Source organism: Pseudomonas sp. 10C3 (genome assembly GCF_036346185.1).
Lineage (GTDB): Bacteria > Pseudomonadota > Gammaproteobacteria > Pseudomonadales > Pseudomonadaceae > Aquipseudomonas.
On record NZ_JASJVE010000004.1, the window covers coordinates 106,983 to 120,147 of the forward strand.

Annotated in this window: 13 protein-coding genes and 1 tRNA gene; 10 read left to right on the top strand and 4 right to left on the bottom strand. The window is 56.9% G+C overall.

From position 1 onward, the window contains the following. Nucleotides 1–70 precede the first annotated feature (70 nt). From QN399_RS05310 to QN399_RS05320, 3 genes are all read right to left on the bottom strand, one after another. Nucleotides 71–883 carry a hypothetical protein gene (locus QN399_RS05310; RefSeq protein WP_330200663.1) on the bottom strand — a complete coding sequence of 271 codons (813 nt, stop codon included), beginning with the start codon at nucleotides 881–883 and terminating at the stop codon, nucleotides 71–73. After that, nucleotides 880–2,091, bottom strand: coding sequence for an integrase arm-type DNA-binding domain-containing protein (locus tag QN399_RS05315; protein ID WP_330200664.1), 1,212 nt, complete (start codon nucleotides 2,089–2,091; stop codon nucleotides 880–882). Before QN399_RS05315 ends, QN399_RS05310 begins: the two co-directional genes overlap by 4 nt. Before the next feature lie 210 nt (nucleotides 2,092–2,301). Further along, nucleotides 2,302–2,386: transfer RNA gene (locus tag QN399_RS05320), tRNA-Leu, on the bottom strand. A 108-nt stretch (nucleotides 2,387–2,494) separates the two neighbouring features. Between QN399_RS05320 and queA the strand changes: the two genes are divergently transcribed. The 6 genes from queA (at nucleotide 2,495) to QN399_RS05350 (ending at nucleotide 8,595) form a co-directional block, all read left to right on the top strand. Beyond that, nucleotides 2,495–3,559: a tRNA preQ1(34) S-adenosylmethionine ribosyltransferase-isomerase QueA gene (queA, locus tag QN399_RS05325; protein WP_322215206.1), complete on the top strand. Its 1,065-nt coding sequence runs from the start codon at nucleotides 2,495–2,497 to the stop codon at nucleotides 3,557–3,559. 14 nt (nucleotides 3,560–3,573) lie between these two features. Further along, entirely contained in the window at nucleotides 3,574–4,689 is a 1,116-nt protein-coding gene (tgt, locus tag QN399_RS05330) for a tRNA guanosine(34) transglycosylase Tgt (RefSeq protein ID WP_219061312.1), read from the top strand. A gap of 53 nt (nucleotides 4,690–4,742) precedes the next feature. Beyond that, nucleotides 4,743–5,078: a preprotein translocase subunit YajC gene (gene yajC, locus QN399_RS05335; RefSeq protein ID WP_219061116.1), complete on the top strand. Its 336-nt coding sequence runs from the start codon at nucleotides 4,743–4,745 to the stop codon at nucleotides 5,076–5,078. A 63-nt stretch (nucleotides 5,079–5,141) separates the two neighbouring features. After that, on the top strand, nucleotides 5,142–7,010 hold the full coding sequence (gene secD / locus QN399_RS05340; RefSeq protein WP_322178123.1) for a protein translocase subunit SecD: 1,869 nt from the start codon (nucleotides 5,142–5,144) through the stop codon (nucleotides 7,008–7,010). A gap of 9 nt (nucleotides 7,011–7,019) precedes the next feature. Beyond that, complete coding sequence (secF, locus tag QN399_RS05345; protein WP_322178124.1) at nucleotides 7,020–7,931, top strand: protein translocase subunit SecF; 912 nt, start codon at nucleotides 7,020–7,022, stop codon at nucleotides 7,929–7,931. A 121-nt stretch (nucleotides 7,932–8,052) separates the two neighbouring features. Beyond that, nucleotides 8,053–8,595, top strand: a complete 543-nt coding sequence (locus QN399_RS05350) for a glycine zipper 2TM domain-containing protein (protein WP_219061119.1) — start codon at nucleotides 8,053–8,055, stop codon at nucleotides 8,593–8,595. Nucleotides 8,596–8,702: 107 nt separating this feature from the next. Here QN399_RS05350 and suhB read toward each other — a convergent pair whose 3' ends face one another. Continuing rightward, entirely contained in the window at nucleotides 8,703–9,518 is an 816-nt protein-coding gene (suhB, locus tag QN399_RS05355) for an inositol-phosphate phosphatase (RefSeq protein ID WP_322178125.1), read from the bottom strand. Nucleotides 9,519–9,661: 143 nt separating this feature from the next. On the opposite strand from suhB, the gene trmJ reads away from it, so the two are divergent. The 4 genes from trmJ to QN399_RS05375 all read left to right on the top strand — a co-directional run bounded on the left by trmJ (nucleotide 9,662) and on the right by QN399_RS05375 (nucleotide 13,139). Next, nucleotides 9,662–10,435, top strand: a complete 774-nt coding sequence (trmJ, locus tag QN399_RS05360) for a tRNA (cytosine(32)/uridine(32)-2'-O)-methyltransferase TrmJ (RefSeq protein WP_322178126.1) — start codon at nucleotides 9,662–9,664, stop codon at nucleotides 10,433–10,435. Further along, nucleotides 10,435–11,211 carry a serine O-acetyltransferase gene (cysE, locus tag QN399_RS05365; RefSeq protein WP_322178127.1) on the top strand — a complete coding sequence of 259 codons (777 nt, stop codon included), beginning with the start codon at nucleotides 10,435–10,437 and terminating at the stop codon, nucleotides 11,209–11,211. Before trmJ ends, cysE begins: the two co-directional genes overlap by 1 nt. A 177-nt stretch (nucleotides 11,212–11,388) precedes the next feature. Continuing rightward, entirely contained in the window at nucleotides 11,389–11,880 is a 492-nt protein-coding gene (iscR, locus tag QN399_RS05370) for a Fe-S cluster assembly transcriptional regulator IscR (protein ID WP_322178128.1), read from the top strand. Between the two features lie 44 nt (nucleotides 11,881–11,924). Next, on the top strand, nucleotides 11,925–13,139 hold the full coding sequence (locus QN399_RS05375) for an IscS subfamily cysteine desulfurase (RefSeq protein ID WP_322178129.1): 1,215 nt from the start codon (nucleotides 11,925–11,927) through the stop codon (nucleotides 13,137–13,139). Nucleotides 13,140–13,165: the final 26 nt, after the last annotated feature.

Genomic DNA, 13,165 nt, shown 5'->3' on the forward strand with positions numbered 1-13,165 from the left:
AGGGATTCTGTTCAGTCGCTCAGTAAAGGTCATCGCAATTGCGGAAGGAATATTCGCAATTGCGGAGCGGTCATCTCTCTGAGTGGCTTGCCGCTTTTTTGGCAGTAGCAAATATGGCCTCTAAATTTCGTTTGCTCAGGCCTCGTCTGGTTGGGTATAGATCCAAAATTTTGGCAATCACCGCAGACTGATTTAGAGCGGAACCACCCTTGATACTTAGAAGCTCAAGAAGCGCTGCCACGGCAAGAGGAGTAGAGGGTGAATCGATCACACGCGGCTGCTCTGTAGGGCTCTGTACTTTTACTGATTTTGCAAGGCGTTGCGGCTTGCGAGTTACTTTTTTTCCTTCTTCATCGAAGAACCATACGACAGTATCGTCTGCTTGCTCTTTGTCAGTCGGTAGTTGTGAGACGTTATTGGCTTCGTTCGCGATGCTAAGAATATCACTCGGAAGAACCACCAAGTCATCGTCAGTATTGATCGGTTCCAAATTGTTTGAATTTCTTGCCGGACCTGAGCTTGGATTATATCCTTCCGTTATTTTAAACCACGCATAGGGCACTCCATCGACCATGTTTAGCAAAGTTTGCCCCATCGATGTTTCGCAAACTTGGTATGGGTAGCTAAGTGCTTTTGTGAAAAAATCGCATTTCGTTAAGCATTCATTCGTGATGAATTGCCAAGGCCCGTCGAATTCAGTTTCAGCCGTTGGCGGGCTAACAGGAAGACCCACAAGGTTTCCTCCTATGTACGCATTAATCTTGCCCATAATGAAAAGGCTATATATATCCTCTTCGGCAACTTCTTCACTAATAAGTTGTTCTAGGTAAGCCGCTGCTTCATCCATATGCAGGTATGGGCGGAATTTATAAAGCTTGCTCACTTATTGGCGCTCCTAATTGGAACCACATTTTTACCCGCGCAAAGGGCCTCAACTGAATCTGCCCACGCCTGCATCATTCCCCGGCGCGGTTCTAGGTAGTTGGCGTGGTTGTACGTGTCGCGGATTTCGTCCTGATCACCGTGGGCGAGCTGGCGTTCGATCCAGTCGCGGTTGTAACCACGGCTGTTGAGTTCGGTACTGAGCAGGTGACGGAATCCGTGGCCGGTCTGCCGACCTTCGTAGCCGATCTGGTGCAGCGCCTTGTTCACCGTATTCTCCGACTGGGGGCGCTCCCGGTTGTTGCGGCCCGGGAAGGCAATGGGATAGCTGCCGGAGATTTCCTTGAGCTCTAGCAGCGTCGCCACCGCCTGGCGGGGCAGAGGCACGATATGCGGTCTACGGGACTTCATCCGGGCAGCGGGGATTGTCCAGGTCGCTGACTCAAGATCGAACTCATGCCATGGCGCGTGACGCAGTTCACCAGGTCGCACGCCGGTCAGCAGTAGCAAGCGCACTGCCATACGGGTCATAACGTCGCATTTGGCGGCATCCAGCTTGCCCAGCAGCGTGGGTATCTCTGAAAGCGGAACGTGGGGGTGGTTCTTCGTCCTCGGTGCGATAGCGGCTACCACGTCAAGGTCAGTTGCCGGGTTAGATTCCACGGAACCCTTGGCCAGGCCGTAGCGGAATATCTGACTCAGCCACTGGCGGACTTTACCGGCAACATTAAATGCGCCGCGCTTCTCGACTTTGCGCACCAGAGCGACTAGCTCGGGCCGCTTGATCTCTGCCAGTGGGCGTTGGCCAATCACAGAGAGAATGTCAGCTTCTAGGTATTGCAGAGCTTTGGCGGCGGTGGAGGCTGCCCAGCGTGGCGAGTTGTAGGCGTACCACTCGCGCGCCAGCTCTTCAAAGAGGTGAACATGCGCAGCCTGGGCGCGCTTCTCGTCCTGCTTGTAAGCGGTGGGGTCTATGCCGTCAGCCAACAAACGGCGGGCGTCTTCTCGGCGCTCCCGGGCCTTGGCCAAGGTGACCGAGGGGTAAGCACCCAATCCCATCATTTTTGCTTTGCCCCCGAAGCGGTATCGGAATCGCCATAGCTTTGAGCCTCCGGTTGTAACCTCGAGGCACAGGCCTGCAGCATCCGCCAGACGGTAAAGTTTTTCGCGGGGCTTTGCCGTGCGAGCGGCGGTGTCGGTGAGTGCCATGGCAAACCCTCAGGGCTGGCGCTGGCGGGGAGATTTACCCGTCAGGATGTGAGTAGATTTTTCGACCGAACTCAGTCTACTCACGAATCTACTCACAATAATTCGGGCTTACAAGGGATGGTTGGGGAATCGTAGGCACAAAAAAAACCGGCGCTAGGGCCGGTTTTTCTGGTGTTCAGGGTCTTTTAGGGACCGCTGGGTACTGCTATTTGGTGCCCCGAGGGAGACTCGAACTCCCACTCCTTTCGAAAACGGATTTTGAATCCGCCGCGTCTACCGATTCCGCCATCAGGGCTTGATGGGCGCGGAGTATAGAGATGAGATTACCGTTGGTCAATCATGTTTCGTGGTGAATGTTCATTATTTCCGCTAAACTTTCCGGCCCTGCTAGACGAACCCCATCATGCGTGTTGCTGACTTTACCTTCGAGCTCCCTGATTCTTTGATTGCTCGCCATCCTTTGGCCGAGCGTTGTGGCAGCCGCTTGTTGACCCTGGATGGGGTTAGCGGCGCACTGGCGCACCGTCAATTCACCGATTTGCTGGAGCATTTGCGCCCCGGCGACTTGATGGTGTTCAACAATACCCGGGTGATCCCGGCGCGCCTGTTCGGGCAGAAGGCTTCCGGCGGCAAGCTGGAGATTCTGGTTGAGCGTGTGCTCGACAGCCATCGGGTATTGGCCCATGTGCGTTCGAGCAAGTCCCCCAAGCCGGGCACGATGATCCTGATCGATGGCGGCGGTGAGGCGGAGATGGTGGTCCGTCATGACACCCTGTTCGAGCTGCGTTTTGCCGAAGAGGTGTTGCCGTTGCTGGAGCGGGTCGGCCATATGCCGTTGCCTCCTTATATAGACCGTCCCGATGACAGCGCCGATCGTGAGCGTTATCAGACGGTATATGCCGAGCGCGCCGGGGCGGTTGCCGCGCCGACTGCGGGGCTGCATTTCGATCAGGCGCTGCTCGATGCGATTGCGCAGAAGGGCGTTTCAACGGCTTTCGTGACCCTGCATGTCGGTGCGGGTACGTTCCAGCCGGTACGCGTTGAGCTGCTCGAAGATCACCATATGCACAATGAGTGGCTGGAAGTCAGTCAGGACGTTGTCGATGCCGTGGCGGCGTGCCGTGCGCGGGGCGGTCGAGTGATTGCCGTGGGCACCACCAGCGTGCGCTCGCTGGAGAGTGCGGCGCGCGACGGTCAGCTCAAGGCGTTCAGTGGTGACACCGATATCTTTATTTTTCCCGGGCGTCCGTTCCATGTGGTCGATGCCCTGGTGACCAACTTTCATTTGCCTGAATCCACGCTGTTGATGCTGGTTTCGGCGTTCGCCGGTTACCCCGAAACCATGGCTGCCTATGCGGCGGCAGTGGAGCATGGGTACCGCTTCTTCAGTTACGGTGATGCAATGTTCATCACCCGCAATCCCGCGCCGACAGCTCCCAAGGAATCGGCCCCAGAGGATCACGCATGAGCAACACCAGTCGTATGTCTTTCGAGTTGCTGGCCACTGACGGCAAAGCACGTCGCGGTCGTTTGACCTTTCCTCGGGGTGTGGTCGAAACCCCTGCTTTCATGCCGGTCGGTACTTACGGCACGGTCAAAGGCATGCTACCTCGGGATATCGAAGCGACTGGCGCGCAGATCATCCTCGGTAATACGTTCCACTTGTGGCTGCGTCCCGGGACTGAAGTGATCAAGCGTCACGGCGACCTGCACGATTTCATGCAGTGGAGCGGGCCGATTCTCACTGACTCCGGTGGTTTTCAGGTGTTCAGCCTGGGCGCCATGCGCAAAATCAAGGAGGAGGGAGTGACCTTCGCCTCTCCGGTCGATGGCGCCAAGGTGTTCATGGGGCCGGAAGAGTCGATGCAGGTTCAGCGTGATCTGGGCTCTGACATCGTGATGATTTTCGACGAGTGCACACCATACCCGGCTGATGAAGACGTTGCGCGGGTCTCCATGGAGCTGTCGTTACGTTGGGCCAAACGCTCGAAAATCGCCCACGGCGAAAACACGGCGGCGCTGTTTGGTATCGTTCAGGGCGGCATGCACCAGGATTTGCGCATGCGCTCGCTGGAAGGCCTGGATCAGATCGGTTTCGACGGTCTGGCTATCGGCGGTCTGTCGGTCGGTGAGCCCAAGCACGAGATGATCAAGGTGCTGGACTACTTGCCGGGCATGATGCCGGCTGACAAACCTCGTTACTTGATGGGCGTGGGCAAGCCAGAAGATCTGGTTGAAGGTGTGCGCCGCGGTATCGATATGTTCGATTGCGTGATGCCAACCCGCAACGCGCGCAACGGCCATTTGTTCATTGATACGGGTGTGTTGAAAATCCGTAACGCGTTCCATCGTCATGACGATTCGTCACTGGATCCGACCTGCGATTGCTATACCTGCAAGAACTTCTCGCGTGCGTATCTGCATCATCTGGATAAGTGCGGGGAAATGCTGGGGAGCATGCTCAATACCATTCACAATTTGCGGCATTACCAAGTGCTTATGGCTGGTTTGCGCGAGTCTATTCAACAAGGTACATTGGCCGCCTTTGTCGATGCCTTCTATGCCAAACGCGGGCTTCCAACGCCGCCTTTGGATTGATTGAGTACTGAGTTTTCTACCCTCTTAACAAAATTTTGCAATTGGAGTGCTAAATGAGCTTTTTTATCCCTACCGCTTTCGCGGACGCTGCTGCACCTGCCGCCGGTCCTGCTGGTTCGGGCTTTGAATGGATTTTCCTGGTCGGCTTCCTGGTCATCTTCTATCTGATGATCTGGCGTCCACAGGCCAAGCGCGCGAAAGAACAGAAAAACCTGCTGGGCAACCTGCAAAAAGGTGACGAAGTTGTCACTTCCGGTGGTATTGCGGGCAAGATCAACAAAGTGACCGACGACTTCGTGGTCATCGAAGTGTCTGACACCGTTGAACTGAAAATCCAAAAGGCCGCTATCGCTGCCACGCTGCCTAAGGGCACCTTGAAAGCGATCTAAGTTTCAGTCTTTTACCAATCGACGGGGCGCGCAAGGCGCCCCGCGTTATAAGCGGGCGGCGTGATGCTGAACAAATACCCTCTGTGGAAATACGTACTGATCCTGGCGGTGCTGGTGGTCGGTTTTATTTATTCCGCACCCAATCTCTACCCTGACGATCCGGCCATTCAAATCAGTGGCGCAAGCACTGCGTTGCAGGTGAACCAGGCTGACCTGGATCGTGTGAGCCGAGCGCTTACCGATGCGGGCATTACGGTCAAAGGCTCCACCCTGGCCGAGAAGGGCAAGGGCGGTTTGTTGCGTCTGACCAAGCAAGAAGACCAGTTGCCAGCGAAGGACGTCGTGCGCAAGGCTTTGGGTGACGACTATGTCGTTGCGTTGAACCTGGCTCCGACCACGCCGAAGTGGTTGCGCAGCATTGGTGCAAGCCCGATGAAGATGGGTCTGGACTTGTCCGGTGGTGTGCACTTCCTGCTGGAAGTGGACATGGATAAGGCTCTGGATGCGCGCCTTAAGGTGTATGAAGGCGAAGTCAAATCCCTGTTGCGTAAAGAGCGTGTGCGTTATCGCAGCCTGCCGCAACTCGACGGTGGTATCCAGCTTGGTTTCAGCGATGCAGACTCTCGCGAACAAGCGCGTACCCTGATCCGCAAGAGCTTCAACGATTTTGACGTGACCACCAGCGAGCGCGGCGGTTTGTCCGTGCTGCGTCTGGCGATGACTCCGGCCAAGCTGGCCGAGATTCGTGAATACTCAATCAAGCAGAACTTGACCACGGTACGTAACCGAGTCAACGAACTGGGTGTCGCCGAGCCTTTGGTTCAGCGTCAGGGCGCCAACCGTATCGTGGTTGAGCTGCCGGGCGTGCAGGACACCGCTGAAGCCAAGCGTATTCTGGGCAAGACTGCCAACCTGGAGTTCCGTCTAGGCGCAGGTCCTGAAGATTCGAAAGCCACTACCGAGATGTTCGAGTTTCGTGAGGGCGGTCGTCCTGCGGCACCGGTCGAGCGTGGGCTGATCATCACGGGTGACCAGGTGACCGATGCCAAGGCCGGCTTCGACGAACACGGTCGTCCGCAAGTGAACATCCGTCTGGATGGTCATGGTGGCGAGCTGATGAGTCGTTCGACTCGCAGTAACGTGGGTCGCAGCATGGCGGTGATCTTCATCGAGCAGAAGCCGACGACGACCTACGTCAAGCAGATGGTCAACGGTGTCGAGAAAGACGTGCCGGTCCAGACCTTCAAGGAAGAGAAGAAGATCATCAGCCTGGCGACCATCCAGTCGCCGCTGGGTAGCCAGTTCCGTATCACTGGCCTGAACGGTCAGGGTGAGGCGTCCGAGCTTGCGCTGCTGTTGCGTGCCGGTGGTCTGGCTGCGCCGATGTACTTCGCTGAAGAACGTACCATCGGTCCGAGCCTGGGTGCTGACAACATCACCAAGGGTATCGATGCATCGCTGTGGGGCATGTTGTTTGTGTCGCTGTTCATCATGGCGATCTACCGTTTCTTCGGCGTCATCGCCACCGTCGCACTGGCCGTGAACATGGTCATGCTGCTGGCACTGATGTCCTTGCTGGGTGCAACGCTGACCCTGCCGGGTATCGCCGGTATCGTTCTGACGATGGGTATGGCGGTCGACGCCAACGTACTGATCTTCTCGCGGATACGTGAAGAGATCGCTGCGGGCATGACGGTGCAGCGGGCAATCAATGAAGGCTTCGGCCGGGCATTCACCGCGATCCTCGACGCCAACCTGACAACACTGTTGGTCGGCGGCATTCTCTTTGCGATGGGCACAGGCCCTGTCAAAGGCTTTGCGGTGACCATGTCGCTCGGGATCTTTACCTCGATGTTCACGGCCATCATGGTGACCCGCGCAATGGTCAACCTGATCTTCGGCGGACGTGACTTCAAGAAGTTGTGGATTTAAGGGGCTGCCATGTTACGTACGATTAACTTTATGGGCGTTCGCAATGTTGCGTTCGCCTTTACCATGTTCCTTACCGCGCTGGCGTTGTTTAGCTGCTTCCACAAAGGGCTTAACTACGGTCTGGACTTCACCGGCGGTACGCTCATCGAGCTGACTTACGAGCATCCGGCTGATCTTGGCAAGGTGCGTGAGGAACTGGTTACTGCCGGTTACCACGATGCCGTTGTGCAGAGCTTCGGTGCTACCACCGATTTGCTGGTGCGTATGCCGGGCGAAGATCCGCAGTTGGGTACTCAGGTTGCGGAAGCCTTGCGCAAAGGCGGCGCGGATAACCCGGTCACCGTCAAGCGCGTCGAGTTCGTTGGCCCGCAAGTCGGTGAAGAACTGCGCGATCAGGGCGGCCTCGGCATGCTGATGGCGCTGGGCGGGGTATTGATTTACCTGGCCTTTCGCTTCCAGTGGAAATTCGCGGTCGGTGCAATCGTCTCCCTGATTCACGACGTGATCGTCACCATCGGGATCCTGTCGTTCTTCCAGGTGACCTTTGACCTCACGGTGCTTGCGGCTGTGTTGGCGATCATCGGTTACTCGTTGAACGATACGATTGTGGTCTTCGACCGGGTCCGGGAAAACTTCCGGATACTGCGCAAGGCGTCGTTGATTGAAAACATCAACATCTCCACTACGCAAACCCTGTTGCGGACCATGGCGACCTCGATTTCCACCTTGCTGGCAATCGTGGCGTTGTGGGTTTTCGGTGGCGACAGCCTGCACGGGTTCTCCGTCGCATTGTTCATTGGTGTACTGGCGGGTACTTACTCCTCCATCTACATCGCTAACGTGGTGTTGATCTGGCTGAACCTGAGCACTGAGGATCTGATTCCTCCTGTTGTGGCTGACAAGGTTGATGAGCGTCCGTAAAGCCTGAATGCTTTACCGGTTTGGACCCAGAAGGGCGTGAGTGTTGAACTCACGCCCTTTTTCGTACTCCAAGGCTGGGAGTAGCGTGGGAAATTTCGCGCGAGGTTACCAGGAGGTTCAAGTGAACAAGTCGTTGCTAATTGGTGCGGTGTTGGGGGCTGTCGGCGTGACCGCTGGCGGTGCTGTCGCCACGTATAACTTGGTGAAAAGCGGCCCTGAGTATGCAGAGGTGTTGGGTGTGCAACCCATCAAGGAGCAGGTCAAGACCCCGCGTGAAGTGTGCAAAGACGTAGCGGTCACCCGTCAGGCGCCCGTCAAGGATCAGCATCAGATCATGGGTAGCGTGCTGGGTGCCGTGGCCGGTGGCTTGCTTGGCAATCAGGTGGGTGGCGGTAACGGCAAAAAAATCGCGACGGTCGCCGGTGCGGTGGGCGGTGGTTACGCGGGCAACAAAGTTCAGGAAGGTATGCAGAACAGAGATACATACACCACGACTCAGACCCGCTGCAATACGGTCAATGACATCAGCGACAAGGTCGTGGGTTATGACGTGAAATACAAACTGAACGACAAGGTCGGTCAGGTGCGTATGGACCGTGATCCGGGTAACCAGATTCCGGTCAACAAAGAAGGTCAGCTGGTATTGGGTCAAGGCGCTCAGTAAGACGCGTCAGAATCGGCATCAAAGAAAAGCACCTTCGGGTGCTTTTTTTGTTTGTGCGGGGCATAAAAAAACCGGCGAACGCCGGTTTTTATTGTCGACCCTGAGGCTTAGCGCTTCAGCGAGGCCGGCAGGTGCGGTGCGATCGAGGTCAGTACCGCTTTGAAGCACTTGGTGTTGCCTGCAACGATATGACCTTTTTCAAGGAACTCGTGACCGCCGGTGAAATCGCTCACCAGGCCGCCAGCTTCTTGAATCAGTAGTGCGCCCGCTGCCATGTCCCACTCGGACAGGCCCGACTCCCAGTACGCATCGAAACGACCGGCAGCTACATAGGCGAGGTCGAGGCTGGCGGCGCCTGCACGGCGAATGCCGGCGGTCTGACCGACCAGGCTGCGGAACATGCCCAGGTAGTTTTCCAGGTTGTCCATTTGCCCTTCGCGGAACGGAAAGCCGGTACCCAGCAGGGCGCCTTCGAGGCTTTTACGCTGGCTTACGCGCAGACGGCGACCGTTAAGCGCGGCACCACGGCCACGGCTGGCGGTGAATTCTTCCTGACGGACCGGGTCGAGAACCACGGCATGTTCAAGACGGCCGCGGTATTTGCAGGCGATGCTGACAGCGAAGTGTGGAACACCGCGTACGAAGTTGGTGGTGCCATCAAGCGGGTCGATGATCCACAGGTATTCTGTGCCTTCGCCGCTGCCTTCGTGCATGCCGCTTTCTTCGCCAAGGATGCCGTGGGTCGGATAAGCTTTGCGCAGGGCGGCAATGATGTTGTGCTCGGCAGCCCGATCGATTTCAGTGACGTAATCCTTCGCGTCTTTTTCGTCGACCTTGATGGTATCCAAGCGCTCGATGGAGCGGAAAATCAATTCACTGGCGCTGCGGGCGGCGCGCAGCGCGATATTCAGCATGGGCTGCATGGACGTTTCACCTAGGTCGTTAAAGAAAGCCGAACATTGTAGGGCGTAGCATCAATTATTTCCAGCCTGCATAGCGTCCATAGCGTTAATGGGGGTGGTTCTGTAAGATTTGCTCCCCTTTCTCCCGTCTGTGAGAACTTGCATTGCTGCAAAATATTCGTGTTGTCCTGGTCGGTACCAGTCACCCCGGTAATATCGGTGGAGCTGCTCGTGCCATGAAAAACATGGGGCTTTCACGCCTGGTGCTGGTCGATCCACTGGTTTTCCCTAACCATGAGGCTGATGCGCGGGCCTCTGGCGCAAGCGATATCCTGGAAAACGCGCAGGTCGTCGCGACCCTGGAAGACGCGCTGGTCGGCTGCAATCTGGTGCTGGGCACCAGTGCGCGTGATCGGCGAATCCCCTGGCCGCTGCTTGATCCGCGTGAGTGTGGGGTGATGGCGTCCGAGCAGGCGGCGCAGGGCGCGGAAGTGGCGCTGGTGTTCGGTCGTGAATATGCCGGCCTGACCAACGAAGAGCTGCAGCGATGTCACTATCACATCCACATCCCCTCGGACCCTGAGTTCAGTTCGCTCAATCTGGCGGCAGCGGTGCAGGTGCTGGCCTATGAGGTGCGGATGTCCTGGCTCGCAGCGCAAGGGCAGCCGACCAAGGTCGAAAAGGTCGAAGTGGCCTCTGCGCGCAGTGTGGAAGAAGTCACCATGGATGAGATGGAGCTGTTTTACGGCCATCTCCAGTCCACGCTGGTCGATATCGGTTTTCTCGACACGGAAAACCCGCGTCACCTGATGGCACGCTTGCGTCGCCTGTTCGGTCGTCGCGCGGTGTACCGGTCAGAGATGAATATTTTGCGGGGCATTCTTACCGAGACGCAGAAAGTGGCGCGCGGCGAGCCTCATAAACTGAAGGATCAATGATGTTCGAGCGTTTGCGAGAAGATATTCAAAGTGTGTTCCATCGCGATCCGGCTGCGCGCAACGCCTTTGAGGTGCTGACCTGCTATCCCGGCATGCACGCAATCTGGCTGCATCGTTTGTCGCATTACCTGTGGACCCTTGACTGGAAGTGGCTGGCGCGCGTGGTGTCCAATTTCGGTCGCTGGTTGACCGGCATTGAGATTCATCCGGGGGCAACGATTGGGCGGCGCTTCTTCATCGATCACGGAATGGGCATCGTGATCGGCGAAACCGCGGAAATCGGCGACGACGTGACGCTCTATCAGGGTGTCACCCTGGGTGGAACCAGCTGGAATAAAGGCAAGCGCCATCCGACGCTCGAGTCGGGCGTGGTTGTTGGGGCGGGTGCCAAGGTGTTGGGGCCGTTCACGGTCGGTGCGGGTGCCAAGGTTGGCTCCAATGCGGTGGTCACCAAGGCGGTGCCGGCCGGTGCCACTGTCGTGGGTATTCCAGGGCGGATCATCATAAAGTCCGACGGCGACGTGGAAGCCAAACGTAAAGCCATCGCCGAAAAGCTCGGTTTCGATGCCTATGGGGTCAGCGAAGATATGCCTGATCCGGTGGCGCGGGCGATCGGTCAGCTGCTCGACCATCTGCAAGCGGTCGATGCCAGGCTGGAAGGTATGTGCGGTGCCCTTAACGCGTTGGGCAGTGATTACTGCGCCAAAGAGCTGCCAGCGTTGCGCGACGAGGTGTTTGATTGTGTGAAAGATGGCGGCGAAACCAAGGCCGGCTGACGGGTGGGCCGGACTCGCCGGTACTAGACCTAAGGGGTGTGCCAATGCACCCCGGCGTTTGTTATGATGTCGCCGTTGTTTGCGGGTAATCCCGACTGATTTACTCGGTCTTATAGTTGACTTAAATACTCGGGAATAGCATACTCGCACTCATTCCGAACCTCCGTGGTACATGCCATGCGACTGACTACAAAAGGCCGATACGCTGTAACCGCCATGCTTGACCTGGCATTACATGCGCAGCACGGGCCAGTGTCTCTGGCCGATATCTCCGAGCGGCAAGGCATCTCCCTGTCTTATCTCGAGCAACTGTTCGCCAAGCTGCGTCGCAGTAATCTGGTGTCGAGCGTGCGGGGGCCTGGTGGTGGTTACCAACTGGCCCGTGACATGCAGGGCATTCAGGTCGCGCAGGTGATCGACGCGGTCAACGAGTCGGTCGATGCAACACGTTGCCAGGGTCTGGGTGATTGCCATGCGGGCGATACCTGCCTGACTCACCACTTGTGGTGTGACCTGAGTTCGCAGATTCACGATTTTCTTAGCGGTATAAGCCTGGCTGACCTTGTAACTCGCCGTGAGGTACAAGAGGTCGCTCAGCGCCAGGATTTGCGTCGAAATACATGCAGAACGCCCCAGCTGGATAAGATTGAAACGTCCGCCGTCGAATGAACGCAGATGAATGCGCGGCGCGCCTGCCTGATAGGAGATATTCAATGAAATTGCCGATTTACCTCGATTACTCCGCGACTACCCCGGTCGATCCGCGCGTCGCGCAGAAAATGAGTGAATGCCTGCTGGTTGACGGAAACTTCGGTAACCCGGCATCGCGTTCCCACGTCTTTGGCTGGAAAGCTGAAGAGGCAGTGGAGAACGCTCGCCGTCAGGTCGCTGATCTGGTGAACGCTGATCCGCGTGAAATCGTCTGGACCTCTGGTGCTACCGAGTCCGACAACCTTGCGATCAAAGGCGCTGCGCATTTTTACGCCAGCAAGGGTAAGCACCTGATCACCAACAAGATCGAACACAAAGCGGTCCTGGACACCATGCGCCAATTGGAGCGTGAAGGTTTCGAAGTGACGTATATCGAGCCTGGTGAAGACGGTCTGATCACGCCTGCAATGGTTGAAGCGGCTTTGCGCGAAGACACTATTCTGGTCTCGATCATGCACGTCAACAACGAAATCGGCACTATCAACGACATCGCAGCCATCGGTGAGCTGACCCGTTCGCGTGGTGTGTTGTTCCACGTCGATGCGGCCCAGTCCACAGGTAAAGTCGAGATCGACCTGGCCAACCTCAAGGTTGACCTGATGTCTTTCTCGGCCCACAAAACCTATGGTCCTAAAGGTATTGGTGCGCTCTACGTGAGCCGCAAACCGCGCGTTCGCATTGAAGCGACCATGCACGGTGGCGGACATGAGCGTGGCATGCGTTCGGGGACATTGGCGACTCACCAGATCGTTGGTATGGGCGAAGCGTTCCGTGTTGCCAAAGAAGACATGGCGTCTGAAAACGTACGCATCAAGGCCCTGAGCGCTCGCTTCCTCAAGCAGGTTGAAGGTCTGGAAGAGCTGTACATCAACGGCAGCATGATTTCCCGTGTACCGCACAACCTGAACCTGAGCTTCAACTACGTCGAAGGCGAGTCGTTGATCATGGCGCTCAAGGATCTGGCGGTTTCGTCCGGTTCCGCTTGCACCTCGGCTTCGCTGGAGCCGTCCTACGTCCTGCGCGCCCTGGGCCGCAACGATGAATTGGCGCACAGCTCGATTCGCTTCACCTTCGGCCGTTTCACCACCGAAGAAGAAATCGATTACGCCGCGCAGAAAGTCTGCGAGGCCGTTACCAAGCTGCGCGCTTTGTCGCCGCTGTGGGATATGTACAAAGACGGTATCGATATCTCCAAGATCGAGTGGGCTGCGCACTAATTAAGTCGCCTGCAAGAGCGGCTACC